Annotated in this window: 14 protein-coding genes and 2 pseudogenes; 8 read left to right on the forward strand and 8 right to left on the reverse strand. The window is 43.1% G+C overall.

The genetic code is table 11. The annotated features are described in order from the left end of the window. The first annotated feature begins 370 nt into the window (after positions 1-370). The 4 genes from BJP34_RS44185 to BJP34_RS40710 all read left to right on the forward strand — a co-directional run bounded on the left by BJP34_RS44185 (position 371) and on the right by BJP34_RS40710 (position 2,861). Positions 371-523 carry a hypothetical protein gene (locus tag BJP34_RS44185; protein WP_158517413.1) on the forward strand — a complete coding sequence of 51 codons (153 nt, stop codon included), beginning with the start codon at positions 371-373 and terminating at the stop codon, positions 521-523. A 225-nt stretch (positions 524-748) separates the two neighbouring features. Then, entirely contained in the window at positions 749-1,123 is a 375-nt protein-coding gene (locus tag BJP34_RS23450; protein WP_229423995.1) for a DUF4351 domain-containing protein, read from the forward strand. Positions 1,124-1,608: 485 nt separating this feature from the next. Further along, on the forward strand, positions 1,609-2,529 hold the full coding sequence (locus BJP34_RS23455) for a DUF4351 domain-containing protein (RefSeq protein WP_070394419.1): 921 nt from the start codon (positions 1,609-1,611) through the stop codon (positions 2,527-2,529). Between the two features lie 149 nt (positions 2,530-2,678). Then, a complete protein-coding gene (locus BJP34_RS40710) occupies positions 2,679-2,861 on the forward strand; it encodes a hypothetical protein (RefSeq protein WP_149031137.1) in 183 nt (60 codons plus the stop codon). On the opposite strand, the gene BJP34_RS23460 is transcribed toward BJP34_RS40710, so the two are convergent. Then, positions 2,848-3,597, reverse strand: coding sequence for an exosortase, PEP-CTERM interaction domain protein (locus BJP34_RS23460; RefSeq protein WP_070394420.1), 750 nt, complete (start codon positions 3,595-3,597; stop codon positions 2,848-2,850). The two genes, BJP34_RS40710 and BJP34_RS23460, sit on opposite strands and share 14 nt — an antisense overlap. Before the next feature lie 383 nt (positions 3,598-3,980). Here BJP34_RS23460 and BJP34_RS23465 point away from each other — a divergent pair, with 383 nt between their 5' ends. Then, complete coding sequence (locus tag BJP34_RS23465; RefSeq protein WP_158517414.1) at positions 3,981-4,631, forward strand: GUN4 domain-containing protein; 651 nt, start codon at positions 3,981-3,983, stop codon at positions 4,629-4,631. A gap of 2 nt (positions 4,632-4,633) precedes the next feature. On the opposite strand, the gene BJP34_RS49295 is transcribed toward BJP34_RS23465, so the two are convergent. After that, positions 4,634-4,768 carry a hypothetical protein gene (locus tag BJP34_RS49295; RefSeq protein WP_267876347.1) on the reverse strand — a complete coding sequence of 45 codons (135 nt, stop codon included), beginning with the start codon at positions 4,766-4,768 and terminating at the stop codon, positions 4,634-4,636. Positions 4,769-4,887: 119 nt separating this feature from the next. Between BJP34_RS49295 and BJP34_RS23470 the strand changes: the two genes are divergently transcribed. Continuing rightward, positions 4,888-5,880, forward strand: coding sequence for an ABC transporter ATP-binding protein (locus tag BJP34_RS23470; RefSeq protein WP_070394422.1), 993 nt, complete (start codon positions 4,888-4,890; stop codon positions 5,878-5,880). An 83-nt stretch (positions 5,881-5,963) separates the two neighbouring features. Here the strand turns inward: BJP34_RS23470 and BJP34_RS37465 are convergent. The 6 genes and pseudogenes from BJP34_RS37465 to BJP34_RS44190 form a co-directional block, all read right to left on the reverse strand. Next, positions 5,964-6,747, reverse strand: a pseudogene (locus BJP34_RS37465) (IS1 family transposase). A 191-nt stretch (positions 6,748-6,938) separates the two neighbouring features. Beyond that, positions 6,939-8,672 (reverse strand): DUF4157 domain-containing protein, encoded by a 1,734-nt coding sequence (locus tag BJP34_RS23480; protein ID WP_070394423.1) that lies wholly within the window; start codon positions 8,670-8,672, stop codon positions 6,939-6,941. A 126-nt stretch (positions 8,673-8,798) separates the two neighbouring features. After that, a pseudogene (locus BJP34_RS37470) lies at positions 8,799-9,582 on the reverse strand (IS1 family transposase). Between the two features lie 85 nt (positions 9,583-9,667). Next, positions 9,668-10,279, reverse strand: a complete 612-nt coding sequence (locus BJP34_RS23490; RefSeq protein WP_070394424.1) for a Uma2 family endonuclease — start codon at positions 10,277-10,279, stop codon at positions 9,668-9,670. A gap of 120 nt (positions 10,280-10,399) precedes the next feature. Further along, complete coding sequence (locus BJP34_RS23495) at positions 10,400-12,190, reverse strand: M61 family metallopeptidase (protein WP_070394425.1); 1,791 nt, start codon at positions 12,188-12,190, stop codon at positions 10,400-10,402. A gap of 63 nt (positions 12,191-12,253) precedes the next feature. Then, positions 12,254-12,412: a hypothetical protein gene (locus BJP34_RS44190; protein WP_158517415.1), complete on the reverse strand. Its 159-nt coding sequence runs from the start codon at positions 12,410-12,412 to the stop codon at positions 12,254-12,256. Positions 12,413-12,757: 345 nt separating this feature from the next. Between BJP34_RS44190 and BJP34_RS23500 the strand changes: the two genes are divergently transcribed. Then, entirely contained in the window at positions 12,758-14,998 is a 2,241-nt protein-coding gene (locus tag BJP34_RS23500; RefSeq protein ID WP_070394426.1) for an amylo-alpha-1,6-glucosidase, read from the forward strand. A gap of 554 nt (positions 14,999-15,552) precedes the next feature. Further along, on the forward strand, positions 15,553-17,973 hold the full coding sequence (locus tag BJP34_RS23505) for a sucrose synthase (protein ID WP_070394427.1): 2,421 nt from the start codon (positions 15,553-15,555) through the stop codon (positions 17,971-17,973). Positions 17,974-18,634 lie beyond the last annotated feature (661 nt).

Below are 18,634 nucleotides of genomic sequence, written 5' to 3' on the forward strand. Positions count from 1 at the left end.
CTTTTTTAAGGGGGGTGAGGGGGGATCTATAGATTTAACTGAAGTAAGTCACTCCCGATTGTAGCGATAAAACTCTTCAATTTATTAACTAAATTAACAGTAATATTATAGCTAATAAATGTGATAAAATAGAATAACATTACCCAACAATAGCCATAATTTATGCTGGGTTTTATCCACCGATATCCCGTTGATGATTGTCGGGATTTACTGGGATTTAAAGAGTTAGTTAAGTAGCCGATATTTACGACATACCTTGCCCTGGGTTTTAAGAAGATGATTTGGGATAGGTTCGAGTCGTCGAATTTGTGGCTCTTAACCCTGTTTTCGATTACTTAACCAGAATTTACTTAGTTAGATCAGATGTGTAATGACTTACGATAGTACCCTAAAATATTTGGTTGAACAATATCCTCAAGCCTTTACCCGTTGGTTGTTTAACCAAGAACCAGCAGAGGATATGGAAATTCTCAACACCGAATTGAGCACAGAACCAATGAAGAATGTAGAATTAAGAATGTAGAATTAAGAATGTATAATCTAGAATGTAGAATTGAGAATGTATAGCAGTCGCAGTAAAGCTTAAGACATATTTCTGCTCCCTACTCCCTGCTCCCTTTCAACCAAAATCCTCTGTTATCAACTATACTTCGGTTGCTATAAGTTCTAAATTATGCATTCTTAATTCTTAATTCTTAATTCTTAATTCTTCATTCTTAATTTAATTCAAGCTTATTTTCGGGAGGATATGATGCAAGAGTCAGTAGTTTATCAACGAATTATTCGCCAAGGATTAGAACAAGGATTAGAACAAGGATTAGAACAGGGATTAAAACAAGGATTAAAACAAGGATTAGAACAAGGATTAGAACAAGGATTAAAACAAGGATTAGAACAAGGATTAGAACAAGGATTAGGACAGGGATTAGAACAAGGAAAGCGCAATGAGCTTAATTTAATTATCCGTCTACTTAACCGTCGTCTAGGTGAAATCAATCCCCAATTACAAAATCAAATTGAGAAGTTATCCTTTGACCAGTTGGAAGATTTAGGAGAAGCGTTATTAGATTTTGAAAGCGAAGTGGATTTGACCAATTGGTTGAACCAGTTTAGGGATAAGTAAAATCTGGTTAGGTGTAGTACCTAAAAGCAGTAGCATCGAGCTCTGATAGAGTGGGTATGGATTTGCCTTACCCACTCTATTATTGCCCAAAAATACCGATAATTCTTGTTCCCCCCTTTTTTAAGGGGGGTGAGGGGGGATCTATAGATTTAACTGAAGTAAGTCACTCCCGATTGTAGCGATAAAACTCTTCAATTTATTAACTAAATTAACAGTAATATTATAGCTAATAAATGTGATAAAATAGAATAACATTACCCAACAATAGCCATAATTTATGCTGGGTTTTATCCACCGATATCCCGTTGATGATTGTCGGGATTTACTGGGATTTAAAGAGTTAGTTAAGTAGCCGATATTTACGACATACCTTGCCCTGGGTTTTAAGAAGATGATTTGGGATAGGTTCGAGTCGTCGAATTTGTGGCTCTTAACCCTGTTTTCGATTACTTAACCAGAATTGACTTAGTTAGATCAGATGTGTAATGACTTACGACAGCACCCTAAAATATTTGGTTGAACAATATCCTCAAGCCTTTACCCGTTGGTTGTTTAACCAAGAACCAGCAGAGAATATCGAAATTCTCAACACCGAATTAAGCACAGAACCAATTCGGGCAGATGCCTTGTTTTTTGTGCGAGTTGCTGATGCTATTTTGCATCTGGAATTTCAAACCCTACCCCAATCTGAACCTCCCTTACCCCTGCGGATGCTCGATTATTGGGTCAGGTTGTATCGCCAGTACCGCTGTGATATTGAACAAGTAATAATTTTTCTGAAACCAAGCCGATTAGCCGGAGTATTTGTAAATCAATTTACCGAGAGGAACCTATCCTTCCGCTATCGGGTAATTCGGATTTGGGAATGTGATCCACAACCATTACTTACCACCCCAGGGTTACTACCCTTGGCCGTGTTAGCACAAACTGAAGTGCCAGAAACCTTGCTATCCCAAGTAGCAGCCAGAATCGATATGATTGAAGATAGACAACAACAGCGTAACTTATCTGCTTGCGTGCAACTGTTGGCTGGGGTGAAATTTGATGAACAGTTAATTCAAGCTTATTTTCGGGAGGATATGATGCAGGAGTCAGTAGTTTATCAACGAATTATTCGCCAAGGATTAGAACAAGGATTAGAACAAGGATTAGAACAAGGATTAAAACAGGGATTAAAACAAGGATTAGAACAAGGATTAGGACAGGGATTAGAACAAGGAAAGCGCAATGAGCTTAATTTAATTAAGCGTCTACTTAGCCGTCGCCTAGGTGAAATCAATCCCCAATTACAAAATCAAATTGAGGAATTATCCTTTGACCAGTTGGAGGATTTAGGAGAAGCGTTATTAGATTTTGATACCGAAGTGGATTTGACCAATTGGTTGAACCAGTTCACGGATAAGTAAAATCCCATTAGGTGTAGCACCTAAAAGCAGTAGCATCGAGATCTGATAGAGTGGGTTTGGATTTGCCTTACCCACTCTACTATTGCTCAAAATTCCAGACGCCTCCAAGGCCGCGAGCAATCCCTCGCGGCTTGGGTCCCACCTGTAGAATGGGCATCAGGCGTGGAACTGGCATCTTGCGTAGAACTGGCATCTTGCCAGTTTCCTCCTTATTTTCGAGCGGGCAGGATGCCCACTCTACTGCTATTCATTACTTGACTGACGGAACGCCCTTGATCCAGCTACTGCATCTTGATTCCCTACTCCCTACTAATTGCCTTAAAAGAGACTAGAGCCGATAGCCCTCTTAACCACTAATCCTAGACCCAGAAAGCCCAGAGCCAGTAGACCCTGAGATGACATCGGCTCAGGCACTGGCACTGCTAGAGGCAGTGGACCATTACCTGTCCCGGATTGGGTATCGTTCTTAGCGGTGAAGGTCCCAAATGGACCAATGGGAGGTTGTGTGGTTTGCCAAAAGAAAGAAATCGTTTCTGGAGTGTCGAAATTAGTACTCCAATCTGATCCACCGACAACGCTCCAGACTAGACTGCCATCTTCATCAAGCTTGATTGAAAACTCCCCACTGGAACCGAGTGCCTGCTTCGCTTCCCCAAAGCTATAGCCCGCAACCCCTGTAAAGCCTTCAGCTTTGAACTCCAACCCGAACTGATTGACATCATCAAAGCTAAGTAAACCATCCGGTTGAGGGAAGGGGGGATCGTTAGGAAAGTCCACACCAGGAGTAACTTTGTGTATATAAGTGTAGATTGTTCCCGATGGATTTTGGGGCGGCACACAAGTCAGAAAACCAACAGGACAAGAAACGCTACTGGTCAAGTCTCCCAGACTGTTTCCGTCACCATTAATTAGGGATGCATCTACTGTCGGACCCACAGGTCCTGTGATGGTTGCTCCCAGGGTGAGATCGTCAAGGTTGATTGGGGTAATCGACGCAGCACTAACCTCTTGTGCCGAAAGCTCAAAAACGCTAATTGCGATCAATGCGATCGCTAATTTACTAGTCATGACTATTTTTCCTCAGTAAAATTTTCAAGTAAGCATTAGCTGATAGCTTAAAAATGTACTTATCTATTTCAACGTGATGGCTGATTTTTATTGCCAAGGGTATTTTATCTGTAAATCCAGCCAGCTTTAGAACATTTAAATAAAATTCATTAAACTCTGAATTATGTAAATGTTTAGCAAAGGGAGCAGGGAGTAGGGAGTAGGGAGTAGGGAGTAGGGAGTAGGGAGCAGGGAGCAGGGAGTAGAAATTAGAAAAAATATTGGTAATTAATGAGTATTATATTTTTAATTATTAAGAGATCAATAAAGTTAGGCGCTGCTATTTGATTGCTTCGCTAATTTTTAATCAAAAATAAAATTAAATTTAAAAAATAATCAAAAACTTGAAAATTAAAATTGTAATAATTACAATTATTACAGCATTTTTCATAACTATAAAGTACAGAGTATTTTTTTCCTATTCCCTGTTCCCTGTTCCCTGTTCCCTGTTCCCTGTTCCCTACTCCCTACTCCCTACTCCCTATTCCCTACTCCCTAAACTTATGACTAATCTAAAAATAGACTACACTCACCTTAAGACTTTATTGATGAAAGTGCAGTGGAAAGCTGCTGATGTGGAAACCAATAAAATTGTATTATCCATAGCTAAAACCCTTAGACAACAGCAGAAGGTTAGTAAAAAAGACCAAGAATGGCTTCAAGGGTTAAATTATCTCAGAGAATCAGACTTACTAGAGTTTCCCTGTGAGGATTTGCTAACACTAAATCAGCTTTGGGAGCAGTATAGTCAAGGTCATTTTGGATTTAGAATACAATCTCAACTTTGGCAGCAAGTTAGTCAAGATTATAATCAATTCGCCGATCTAGTGGGATGGCGCAAGGGTGATGCCGATTCTTGGCATTCTTATTCTCAGTTAACCTTTAGTTTAGACGCTCCTAAAGGTCATTTACCTGCTGCGATATTTTATGCCGAAGAATCCCCTATTGGTTGGGCAGCAACTATTAAAAATAGATGTGATGAATGTTTTTTATAGAACTAGGGAATCGGGAATCGGGAATCGGGAATCGGGAATCGGGAATCGGGAATCGGGAATCGGGAATCGGGAATCGGGAGTAGAAAACTATGAAATCGACGATCGCGTTTCTCATAGTAAACAGAATTTTTTCCCATGTCCGACTTCCCTGTGCTTTCTTGCCTCTTGCCTCTTGCCTCTTGCCTCTTGCCTCTTGCCTGCTCCCTGCTCCCTTTGCTCTATGCTATAAACTATACTTAAATTCTCAATTCTTCCCTTGTCACCAATCCTAGACCTTCGTAATCTAGAAACATGCTTTTTCACCCCAGCTGGTACTGTCCATGCTGTCAATGGTATTTCCTTCCAGGTCAATCAAGGGGAAACCCTAGGGATAGTTGGTGAATCCGGTTCTGGTAAAAGCATCACCGCCCTGTCGATTATGGGACTAATCCCGTCTCCTCCTGGAAAGATTACCAATGGTGAAGTCATTTTTGAAGGGCGTGACCTCCGAAAGCTTAGTGAGGGGAAAATGCGGAACATCCGGGGTAACCGTATCGCGATGATTTTTCAAGACCCCATGACTTCCCTTAACCCAGTACTAAAGGTAGAAAGGCAAATTACTGAAGCGCTACGGTTACACCAAGGGATGAGCCGAGAGCAAGGACGATCTAGGGCGATTGAACTCTTAGAATTAGTGGGAATTCCTGGTGCAGCGGAACGGATTAGTAACTATCCCCACCAATTTTCTGGAGGGATGCGCCAGCGAGTCATGATTGCCATGGGATTAGCCTGTAATCCGCAGTTGCTGATTGCGGATGAACCTACCACTGCTTTGGATGTGACCATCCAAGCCCAAATTGTAGAATTAGTCAAGAAACTGCGCCAGGAAATTGGGATGGCCGTGATTTGGATTACCCATGATTTGGCGCTATTGGCGGGATTAGCGGATCGGATTTTAGTGATGTATGCCGGTCAAGTCGTAGAACAAGCATCGGTGATGGAAATCTATAAAAATCCTCGCCATCCCTATACTATTGGTTTACTCAACAGTATTCCCCGTCTGGATGAACAGCGCCAAGAGCGTTTGCAGACCATTGAAGGGTTACCACCAGATTTAACAAATTATCCCCAAGGTTGTCCCTTTGCGGCTCGTTGTCCTTTCGTGATTGATAAATGTTGGCAGAACGATCCCACCTTGGAATTAGTAAGTGTTGACCATGAAGTGGCTTGTTGGGTAAAGACAGAGCTGAATAGGGGCGTTGTTAATTGAGAATTAACGGTAGTGCATCAGCAAAGTGTGGGTATGCCGCGCCAGTCATTCCAACTCCTTGGGGCGATTGGCCTATGGCCACGCTACGCGAACGCTAACCCAGACCTTTGTGCCGCCGTATTGCCAAAACGACTATGAACCCAAATCCAATTGAAATAGCTGACTACCAACCTTACTGTTGCCAAGGTCTGGGAGCAGACCTTGGCAAATAAATTGCTGTCGCCGATGCCCGAGACCCGTCTGCTGTCGGACAATCCCGGAACGTTCGCTCTAGTTGTTGGGTCTGCTATTAACCGATGATGTGTCTTACTTGTGGAGGTAAAACTCGCGCTATATCCACCCCAATCATCAGTACGCCATTGTTGACAATCGGTTTTTCCTTCTGTATTCACTATTAATTCTTCGATGATAGGGTCAGTATGTTTACCTACAAGAGCGGCCAGAATTAAGCCCCTTGATGATGCTTGAGTCATCTTCTACCAACAGTCTCCTTCTTTCAATTCATTGGACTGACAGCGAAATTGTTTTTTTGGACAAATGACCAAAATTCATCACCGCTGATTTGTGAGGTTTCAATCTTCTGTACACGGGCATTATGAATCATTGTAGCTGCTCGCAGCAGGCGTTCCTACCGTATTTTAGGCGAGATTAGTCCTCCGACTGACTCCTCTGAAACTATTTCCCTCTGCATGAGCCTGTAGAACCGTGTGAATTGTTTTGGGTTCAATTTGTGGCGCGATAGTAAAGAGTATCAAAAGTAGAAGTGAACGTTTGTTGGCACACTCGACAGTAGTACCCTTGGCTTCCCTTACTAGTTTTGACCTGTTGATGGGTCTTATGATGACCCCATAGAGGGCATTCCATCATTCATAGGACTATTTTTGGACAAGATTCATCTTACCACTCCCACACTTCCCCATAGGCACTACCCTTTTGTGCGACTGCTTAGTAATAAATTGTTACGTGGGGAAGGTTGGAATGACGTGGTTTGTTTCTCAATAATCTACAGCTTATTAATTCTTGTACCTACTCTGATAGCTTCTGACCGCTTCCGCTATTTACTTTTTTTTGTTTTGGTTTTTTTGTTTAAATTCCAATACTTTTGGATCTATCACAATTTTGACTTTTTCGAAGTTTCTCGGAGGGATAATTATTTCGCCTCTTTTTTCTGTTATATAATAGTCCCAAGAATCTTTGTCCTCATCTTGTTCCATCTCGTCTACATTTTGTCCTAAGGTTGTTATTAATAGCAGTTCCTCGAATGTTTTAGGAACATAGACGGCAACAAGTCCTTCGCCGTAGTCCATTGCTGTTACCTGTTTAAGCAAGTTTTGTTTTTTCTTGACAGGGGTTACATAAAAACCCTCTCCTTTTCCAGAGCCGTGACCCTGACCTATACGAGTCTGATCTGGTCCATTTTCAACCAGACTTGTTACATTTTTTGGGTCTGTTTGGTGAACACCTAATAATTGCAATTTTTTTGTTTCCTCTGGAAAAGCATCCCACCCAAATTTGTTGACAATAGCTGCCATTTTATTTTTAAATTTTTCGTTGTCAAATTCATCAACGTCATCTAATTCTTCATCTTGCTCTTGTTTATCAAAGTTTTCATCTTGCCCTTCTTTATCCTCTAACCCTTGTATAATCCATTCTATATCCTCAATGATTGTGTTTAGCAACTCTTCTTTTTCCTGATTTTGTTTATCGATTAGTTCATTAAGTTCATTAAGTAGTTCTTTCCACTCGTTTTTATTTAGTGCGTTATTATTTAGTCCTATTTGAAAGCCATTCCACTTTAATGCAGATTTAATATCCTCTATTGTTGAGTTACTTTTTATCTCTTTATCTCCTATGTTAACTCTTTGTACTATCAATTGCTCCTGGTTGTCACTATTGTCTTTTTTACAAATTTTAGTCATTCTGGTTTTGAAATTCCTAATATTTCTCGATGTTGGGAACCTTCTTTGCTTTTTTCCTTCCGTACTCCTATGTAATTTTAATTTGCTTTTTTCAGCCCTTCCCCCCATTGCATCGGCCTCTCGTTCTAACTCCCGATTACCATTGACTTTAACCCCATTCATCTTAAATTCTTCTTTCACACGGCCTTGCATCTGCTGAACAACATGCCACGCTTCATGAGGTACGTGTCGCTCCTGTCCAGGCGCTACTTCAATCGACTGACCCTGCGTATACGCATGGGCATTTAATTGGGCTGGTTTAGGCGAATTGTAGTTCACACGTACCCCTGAGAGGTTATAACCAGATAGCCTTTCTATTCCTTCCTTGAGATGGTCTGGTAATCCAGTCTTGTTTTCCGTTTCCCTTTTGTCCTCCTGACGCTGAACCGGGGTTTCTATATCACTCCTTCCTTCCTCTTGTTGTTTTGCTGACCCATCCTTAGTCACAAGCTGTTGCACTTGTAAATGCGATCGCATTCTTGGTTGAAAAGGTGTTTCAGAATAATTCCTCACTGGTATCTGTGTCAAATCCACTTGAATTCCCTTATTTGGTTTGACTACGAAATCTGGTGGTTGCCTCAAATTTGGTCTGACTACGAAATCTGGTGGTTGCCTCAAATTTGGTCTGACTACGAAATCTGGTGGTTGCCTCAAATTTTTTGCGGGAACCTCATGCACAGCACTTCGTTGCAGTATCCAACTGTCTTTTGATTTCTGAGATTCCTGAGTTTTTGTAGGAACTCTACGCACGGCACTCCGTTGCAGTATCCAACTATCGTCTGATTTTTTTTGAGGTTCCTGATGTTTTCTGTGAACAAATTGACGACGTACCATGGTTTTTCTCTGTTTTGGGTAATAATAATTTAATTTTGCCTTTAAGTATTCGGTAGTGCATCAGCAAAGTGTGGGTATGCCGCGCCAGTCATTCCAACTCCTTGGGGCGATTGGCCTATGGCCACGCTACGCGAACGCTAACCCAGACCTTTGTGCCGCCGTATTGCCAAAGCGACTATGAACCCAAATCCAATTGAAATAGCTGACTACCAACCTTACTGTTGCCAAGGTCTGGGAGCAGACCTTGGCAAATAAATTGCTGTCGCCGATGCCCGAGACCCGTCTGCTGTCGGACAATCCCGGAACGTTCGCTCTAGTTGTTGGGTCTGCTATTAACCGATGATGTGTCTTACTTGTGGAGGTAAAACTCGCGCTATATCCACCCCAATCATCAGTACGCCATTGTTGACAATCGGTTTTTCCTTCTGTATTCACTATTAATTCTTCGATGATAGGGTCAGTATGTTTACCTACAAGAGCGGCCAGAATTAAGCCCCTTGATGATGCTTGAGTCATCTTCTACCAACAGTCTCCTTCTTTCAATTCATTGGACTGACAGCGAAATTGTTTTTTTGGACAAATGACCAAAATTCATCACCGCTGATTTGTGAGGTTTCAATCTTCTGTACACGGGCATTATGAATCATTGTAGCTGCTCGCAGCAGGCGTTCCTACCGTATTTTAGGCGAGATTAGTCCTCCGACTGACTCCTCTGAAACTATTTCCCTCTGCATGAGCCTGTAGAACCGTGTGAATTGTTTTGGGTTCAATTTGTGGCGCGATAGTAAAGAGTATCAAAAGTAGAAGTGAACGTTTGTTGGCACACTCGACAGTAGTACCCTTGGCTTCCCTTACTAGTTTTGACCTGTTGATGGGTCTTATGATGACCCCATAGAGGGCATTCCATCATTCATAGGACTATTTTTGGACAAGATTCATCTTACCACTCCCACACTTCCCCATAGGCACTACCGAATTAACAAACAACTTTGATCTTATCGTTGACTGGATGCAAAAATATGGTTAGCCGTTAAACTAAGATCCGGAAAGACTTTGGAAACAAGACCATCATTATTTCGGAATAATTGTTTTTGATACTCATCATCTACTAAAGTGCAAATTGTAATTGTTGGTTGTTTAGGTTTACCAATATAATCTCTACCACCAATGCCCAGATAATCTACAATCCAGTATTCAGGCACACCTAGTATGGCAGAATCTTCAACCTTACGAGCATAATCGTTCTGCCAGTTTGTGCTAACAACTTCAACAACAAGCTTGATTGAGTTTCCCAACGTAATCACAGGCTCTTTTTGCCATAATGGTTCATTTACGAGCCGAGTTCTATATAATACAATCACATCAGGACGAAAAGCTGTTTGGGTTCCTAAAATTTTGATCAGACATCGGTAGGGAATAACATAATCTGGGTATCCTCGGTCAATCTCCACATTTAACTTTCGCCCCACAAACCCTGCTACTTCCTCATGATGTCCAGTAGCTTCTATGTCAATTAGTTCCCCATCAATTAGTTCATAGCCTTCTTTGTCACCATACTGGATTATAAACTGATCAACAGTTATAAATGTTGGTAAAGCTTGAAGCATTACAATCGCACTCCTTATCTGTTTCAGATAATGCTGGTAGTGGTAAGCCGGTATTATCAATTTGTCTAAGCATTCAGCTGATAGCTGATAGCTGATAGCTGACGGCTGAATGCTTATCCCTCAACTCATCTTGACCAAAGATGCCCCTAACCACCCAGAAAAATTCTGCTGCTGGACATTGGTAGGATTTTTCACTGGCATCACTTGGTAACGACTGGGTTGAGATTTGCCTAATGTAATCGGTAGAGTGACCAATTGATCCTGATGGAATACACTAAGCTCGATCACATCACCAGCTTGGTAATCTTTTAAGCGATCGCATAATTGATCCCCCTTGACTCGCAACCCATCAATAGCCAGTAACTGATCACCAGCATCCACTCCTGCCACTGCCGCAGGAGAATCCATCTCCACAAACTGGATCCAGTCCTGACCATTGTCAGTTCTCACCTTCACCCCCAAGTAAGGCACAGAGTCTTCATCCACAGCCACCACTTGTAAGCCAAAGGGTTTGAGATACTCATTGAAGGGCAATTCCCCCTTACCCTCAATAGTCTTCGAGAAGAAATTACTTAAATCTAGCTCTGCTACCGATTCTATTACCTCTCGCAGTTGTTGAGGAGTAAAGCCAATTTCCCCTTTACCAAACTGCTCCCACATAATTCTTATCACATCATCAAGGGATCGCTTATTTCCATGGCGCTCCCGGATTAACAAATCCAGCAATAATGACACCATTTCCCCTTTCAAATAATAGGAAATTTGGTTATTATCACTGTTAGCATCCCGTCGATAAAGCTTAATCCAAGCATCAAAACTCGACTCATCCAGTGGCTGCACCTTACGTCCTGGTGTAGTTAAAAACCGAGTAATTTCTTTACTCAAATTCTCTAACAACGTCTTAGCATCATAGATACCGGCTCGTTGGGGAATTAATAAGTCATAGTAACTGGTTGTTCCCTCAGAAAACCACAACGATGTCGTATAATTTTCCTTTTCATAGTCAAAGGTTTCTAGGGCTAATGGTCGAATCCGCTTAACATTCCACAAGTGAAAGAACTCATGAGCCACCAGTTGCAAGAAGCGATTGTACTTATCCTTTGCCCGAAAACCAAAGCGCAAGTAAATTAACGAACAACTATCCTTATGTTCCAGTCCCCCAAAGCCACTAGCCGTTAGATAAAGCAAGAACAAATAGTGGTCATAAGGTAAACCCCCAAACAGCTCAGCTTCTACCTTGATAATCTTTGTAGTATCCTCAATAATCCGCTTTGGGTCAGCATTCCCCTCTCCCCAGATGGCCAATTGATGGGGTTTGCCCAAAACCTCAAAGTCATAGAGCTTATGATCACCAATTTCAAAGGGACTATCGACTAAGGTATCAAAATCCCTTGCCTCAAAGGTATTAAATTTGCCTGACACTGCTGGTAAAGGTGTAGTCACCCGCCAATCGGGATGAGGTGGCGCGATAGTAACCTGGCAAGGGTGTTGTTCAAATCCTGGGATGAAGAAGAACAGAGCAGCACCATTAAAATAGCCGTGGCTAGCATCTAGGTGATTAGTGCGTACCGTTAATTCATTAGCAAAGATACGATAACGCACAGTGATAGCCGACGCATCACCAGTTTCCACTAGCCAATGATTCTTGGCCAGTTTCCGCCACGGTAAAGACTGGGTAGGATTACCGTTATCCGCAGAGAAATCTTGTAAATGTCGAGCATACTCCCGCACTAAGTAAGAGCCTGGAGTCCAAACGGGCATCTTTAAATCTAACAAAGGGGCTTCCCAGCCTTCCACTTGTAACGTTACCTCAAACAGATGGGATTGAGGCTGAGGCATAGCGACATGGTAGTGAATAGCTAGGGTACTAGTGGCTGTGCTGCTCCGAAAAATAGTTCTTGCTTCAGTCATTACTCAACTTTAGGGATTACCATTTAGCTTTAAGGGTAGCAATCCTGTGAGCAGATAGCATTTTCATTTGAGATGTAAACATAGAGAGAATAGGGAATAGGGAATAGGGAACAGGGAGCAGGGAGCAGGGAGCAGGGAGTAGGGAATAGTAGGAAAGAGAGGATAGTTTTTAGTGTTATGATCAATCAGCTTTGGTTTTATTAAATTATAGACAACGAGCATTTTTTTATATTTACTAACTCAATGAATATAAAATTTTTCTATACAGTAATTAAAAATGTTGACTCTTTGGTAATCTCTAATTTTAGATACTTATAATACAGCGTTTTTCATAACTATAAAGTAAACAAGATTTTTTCCCTGCTCCCTGCTCCCTGCTCCCTGCTCCCTGCTCCCTGCTTCCTGTTCCCTTTACTAAATCTTGAATCCTCGACCTGTCCAAAAAAATTGATAATTAACTTGGGTATTGTCGATGTCTCCCGACCCTGACAACAGCGGTAGAGAGAGACTTATGACATCCCCCAAGCGTCCACCACTACTTAAACCCAAAGCCCCAGCGCTGATTTTATGGATCTACAGATTATCGAACGAGATGGTAGACGATACCTTCCTACCGAGCAGTTGTCGATGACCGAATGGCCTCGGCTCACCACAAACCAACCTCTACCAACCCTTCCTCTCAAAGTAGATGACCTGTTTTTAGTCACAGATACCCTAGGGAATATTTCGGGAAACTTAGAAAACGAAACTACAACCACAACCGGGTTATTTTGTCAAGATACCCGCTTTCTCTCTCGCTTAGAGTTACAAATAGAAGGGCAACTCCCCATTCCCCTTAGTAGCAGTGCTGAGGAAGGATTTGTCCTATCGGTCATGTGTTGCAATCCCCGTTCACCTAATCTTCCCCCAAAAACCCTAGGCATTCAGCGGCAGCTAGCCCTCCATGGTGGCTTATGGGAAGAAATTGTAATCACCAATTACGACACTCAACCCCTTAGCTTCAGCGTTAGCCTCAGTTTTGATGCCGATTTTAAAGACTGGTTTGAAGTCCGGGGTCATCAGCGACAGCAACGGGGAACTCACCTGCGTTTACTACCACCTGATATGGATTTAGAAACGCTGCTAACCCTAACTGAGTTCAACACCAATACCATCAACCTAGCTTACCAGGGACTCGATAACTCCCTGATTGAATCTCAGATCCACTTGATGCACCGTCTCCCAGACACCTACAAAGGGAACACAGCGGTTTGGGAGTTGTGCCTCAAGCCTGGCGCTACTGAAACCTTAGGCTATCGACTGGAACTGGTCACCCACAAAGCGCGAATCACTACAGCTAAAATTCCAGCCACCCTTGAACAAGCTAAGACCGCTAACTTACTCCAAAACCAGGAATGGTATAAACGGGTAACTCACATTAGCTGCGATAATGAAACCGTTAACCAATTGATTTCTCGGGCAACACGAGACATCTTTTTACTCAGGCAGACTATTAATGGCTGCACATTTCTGTCTGCAGGAGTACCTCGGTTTTCCACCTTGTTTGGCCGAGATTCCTTAATTGCTGCCTCACAAACCTTAATCCTTGACCCTACTATCGCCAAAGGGACTCTGGAAATTTTAGCCCAGTACCAAGGCCAAGAGGATAACCCATCGCGGGATGAGCAACCGGGTAAGATTTTGCATGAACTCCGGGTTGGGGAATTGGCTCGCTGTCGGGAAATTCCTCACACTCCCTACTACGGTACAGTTGATGCTACCCCACTGTGGCTGATGCTCTATGCCGAGTACTATGCTTGGACCAATGACACAACTACCCGAGACTTGCTTTGGCCTAATGCTTTGGCTGCCATGGATTGGATTGATCGTCAATCTCAGCAAAACGGCTATCTCTGTTATCAGCGCCAGTCCAAAAAGGGTTTGCGTAATCAAGGGTGGAAGGATTCCGGTGATTCCATGGTCACTCGTGATGGTTCCCTAGCAACGGGAGCGATCGCATTATGTGAAGTCCAAGCTTATGTCTATGGCGCTAAAGTTAGGCTAAGCCATCTGGCCAGGATCAAGCAGCGAATTGATTTAGCCGAGCGTTGGGAAAACCAAGCCAAGGAGCTCAAGCAACGCTTCAATCAGGATTTTTGGCTAGACGACCTAGACTTCTGTGCCTTAGCACTAGATGGAGAAGGTAAACTCGTAGATAGCATAACCTCCAATCCTGGTCATTGCTTGTCATTGGGTATTTTTACTCCAGAAAAAGCAGCTAGTGTAGCAAAGCGGCTGTTAGAACCAGATATGTTCAATGGTTGGGGGATTCGTACCCTCAGTAATCAATCCGCTGCTTACAACCCGATCAGCTATCATGTGGGCTCAGTCTGGCCTCACGAAAATTCCTTGATTGCGCTGGGATTGCGTACGCTAAATCAAGTCGATCAAGCCTTAGAAATTGCCAAAGGCATGATTGACATGACAGTTGAGCAACCCTACTATCGTCCTCCAGAACTATTCTCTGGTTACCAGCGCACTCCCAACAGCTCTCCGGTCAAGTATCCAGGAGCCTGTCCTCTCCAAGCCTGGGCAACTGGCAGTATTTTCCAACTGCTGCAAATGATGGTGAATTTGCGCGCCGTAGCTCCAGGAAAAAATTTACATATTTTCAAACCAACTTTACCAAATTTTATCAATCAACTCTTAGTTCGTAACTTGCGGATTGGCTCAACGGTGCTAGACTTGCAATTGGAACGAGCTGACACAACCACCACCTGTAAAGTGGTCAAAAATTCCGGTAACCTCACGGTTGTGATCGAAAGCTAATCCAGTTAATGGCAAAGGGAAAAGACAAAGCATAGCGCTATAAATTTGTCCGATTTGACAAAGGTAAGGCTTTCATAGAATTGACCCTTACCACTGAGCGCTGATCTCCCACGCACTTCCTTTATACTTGCGCTCCTGCCGATGATTGGCAAGCTGTCTTGACCATTAGTGCGTGGGAGTTGAAACCTATTGTTCAGGGTGTTTAAGTGTAGGTGGGGTATCGGCAGGTGCAACCTGTGGCGAATTTAATTCTTCATGGGTCAAGCACACCTAGCAAAATTATTTTAATCATAATTAAAAGCTTAATTGTTTCCATGTATTTTCCAACTGCCTTGTCGATCTAGGGGAATCATGTAATTATGGCGGTTGCTTACTTAAAGCTTGGCACACCCCGCCCTAATTCAAATAACGATAGTGGGGTAAGCGATTGCCCCACTGCCAGAAGATCCCAAGGAGTGAGCCAATCTCCGACGACAATCCTACTCCCTGCTAGCCAAGGGCGCTTAGCGGGAGTAGGTTACAGACCCACCATGGACAAGACACGCTAAGTTACTATGTCTAGTTTGTTACGAGCTGTTCTCCAAAGTAACGAGAAAGCTGATTTGCGTCAGTTTATCAGCCAACTGCGATCTGAACAAGAGCAGTACTTTCTAAGGAATCAGATTCTGCAAGCGTTTGATAATTACTGCACTACTCATGACAAGCCTGCTTACTTTAAAAGAACTTCCTCTATCGCCGAACTACTGAACTATACCCACGAAATTATTCTGGAAAAGGAAAACCTTTGGCTTCTTCTGCGGACAAGGGTTGCTTCTCAAGAAATCTATCGGCTAGCAGCGGATTTGACCAGTTTTGAACCAATGCCAGTGGAGGAGTTACTAAGCTTACGCGATCGCTGGGTTAAGCGCTACTTCCCAGAAAAAGGGGGTCTGCTAGAAATTGATGTGGGTCCGTTTTACAAAAATACTCCTACAATTCGTGACCCGAGAAAGATTGGCGATGGGCTGGACTTTCTTAACCGTTACCTATCTAGCCTATTATTTGCTGACTCTGAGCAGTGGCTAGAGGAGCTGTTGAAAAACTTACAAGCGCACCACTACGACCAGACGCCATTACTGCTCAATAACCGGATTGACTCAACTACCCAACTCTTTGAAAAGCTTAAGCAAGCACTAACATTAGTCGGAGAGCTACCAGCTCACACCCCCTATGAAAAGTTTCGCTTCGAGCTTCAAGTGCTCGGTTTTGAAGCAGGTTGGGGTAACACTGCTGGTCGAGTGCGGGAAACCCTAGAACTGCTTGAGCGGTTAATGGACGCTCCTGATCATGCAGTACTCGAAGCCTTTATTTCTCGTATTCCCCTAATCTTTCGAGTTGTTCTGGTGTCCGTTCATGGCTGGGTTGGCCAAGAAGGAGTCTTGGGTCTTCCGGAAACCGCTGGTCAAGTGGCATACGTCATCGACCAAGCCCGTAACCTGGAACAAACAATCCAAAACAATATTAAACTCTCAGGTCTTGACGTTCTGGGCGTCGAACCAAAGGTGATCGTTCTGACTCGCCTAATTCCCAACTGTGAAGGTACCCAGTGCAATCTACGCCTAGAAAAAATCCAAAGCACCAGCAACGGTTGGATTTTGCGGGTTCCTTTCCAGGAATTTAACTCAAACGTCACCGACAACTGGATTTCCAAATTTGAGATCTGGCCCTATCTCGAATCCTTTGCCTTAGATTCAGAAAAAGCCCTGCTAGAAGAATTCCAGGGTAGTCCAGACTTAATTATCGGAAACTATTCCGATGGGAGTTTAGTTGCCTTTCTGCTGGCCAGACGCCTAAACGCTATCCATGGCAGTATTGCTCACACCATGGAAAAGCCTAAATATCTGTTTAGTGACCTCTACTGGAAAGACTTTGAGTCCCAATACAACTTCTCCATACAATTCACCGCTGATTTAATTGCGATGAATTCAGCAGATTTCATTCTGACCAGTACCTATGAGGAGCTTGTGGGAACACCAAACAGTGTAGGCTACTACGAGTCTTACAAATCTTTCAGTATGCCCGAACTGTATCATGTGGTGAATGGGATTGAGTTATTCAGCCCCAAATTTAATGTGGTACCACCAGGGGTCAACGAAAACATTTTCTTTCCCTACACTCAGACATCAGACCGGATTGCCCAGGACAGTGAACGGGTTAAAGACTTGCTGTTGACCAAGGAAGACCCCGAAATTATCGGCTATCTCAACAGTCCTAAGCAGCGCCCGATTCTCAGCATTGCGCCCCTAACCTCAATCAAGAATCTGACTGGCTTAGTGGAATGCTTTGCTAGTTCAAAAGAACTTCAGCAACAGTGCAACCTAATTTTAATCACTAGCCATGTCAGGGTTGAGGACGCCACTGATCCAGAAGAGAAAGGCGAAATCGAGAAGCTCAACCAGCTAATTAAGCAATACCATCTTCAAGGCAAAATTCGATGGATCGGACTACGGCTGACCACCCCCGATATCGGCGAATCCTACCGAGTCATTGCTGATTTGGGGGGAATTTTAGTCCATCCTGCTCGCTTTGAAGCCTTTGGTCTCACGGTTTTAGAAGCCATGATCTCGGGTTTACCAACATTTGCCACTCAATTTGGTGGACCATCAGAGATTATTCAAAACGGCGATAATGGGTTTCTCATTAATCCCACAGACTTGCAAGGGACTGCCGAAAAAATCCAGGAATTTATCTCAAAGTGCGAACACACCCCTGACTATTGGCAGAAAATTTCTCAAGCAGGTATCAAGCGAGTTCGGGATAAATACAATTGGCAGTTGCATACCAAGCAGCTCCTCTCACTCGCCAAAATTTACGGATTCTGGAGTGAAACCTCTAAAGAAAGCCGAGAAACTCTGCTGCGCTACCTAGAAGCTTTGTTCTATCTGATTTACAAACCCAGAGCGACAAACTTACTAGCCAAGCATAGCTCGCGTTAATCAGAGATTATGGGCTATAAAAAAGTGAGGAGGGGGAGCAGAAAGCATCACAACTTAATGGTTGAGCTGACTGTTTCTAAAGTAATGCTTAAAAGCATTCAAATTCTACTGATTTTAAGCTAATAAGAACTCACTCTTAGTTAATTCCCTGGTAATTTCCGCTTAATCCGGAATTTCCTAGCTAAGATCCACTGAGATGGAGATTATTCCGCTCTTTGTAATGGTTACGACACCTACGAATGACCCCCAGTTCGTAGCCCTGTCCCTAGTAGTTAAGGTGAGGGAAAAATGTGCTGCTAGCCCAACAAGCCTTTACAACATTGCCCTTCGCGGAAGCAGGACTAAGTCCGGCAAACGTTACTCCTATATCTCAGTGTCTTGATGCAGTCGCTCATGGGGGAAACCCCCGCAGGTCGGCGCTGCATCGCTTTTACAAAACCCGTGCAATCATGGAGGCTGATTCTAGAAATTACTACTTAGAGAAATTACTAGTTATTAAGCCTCCTATCCTTCACTGACTTCAACTTATCGTCCGATGTCGGCTACCAACAGCTAACCAAAGATTTGTTGATGTGTCAGTTAATGCGGAAATCGCATAATTATTAGTGAATTCACTAATTATGGGCAATTTGCCTGAGCCAATAAGTATTTCAATTAATTG

Origin of the sequence: Moorena producens PAL-8-15-08-1 (genome assembly GCF_001767235.1) — a bacterium.
In the GTDB taxonomy this organism is placed as follows: Bacteria; Cyanobacteriota; Cyanobacteriia; order Cyanobacteriales; family Coleofasciculaceae; genus Moorena; species Moorena producens_A.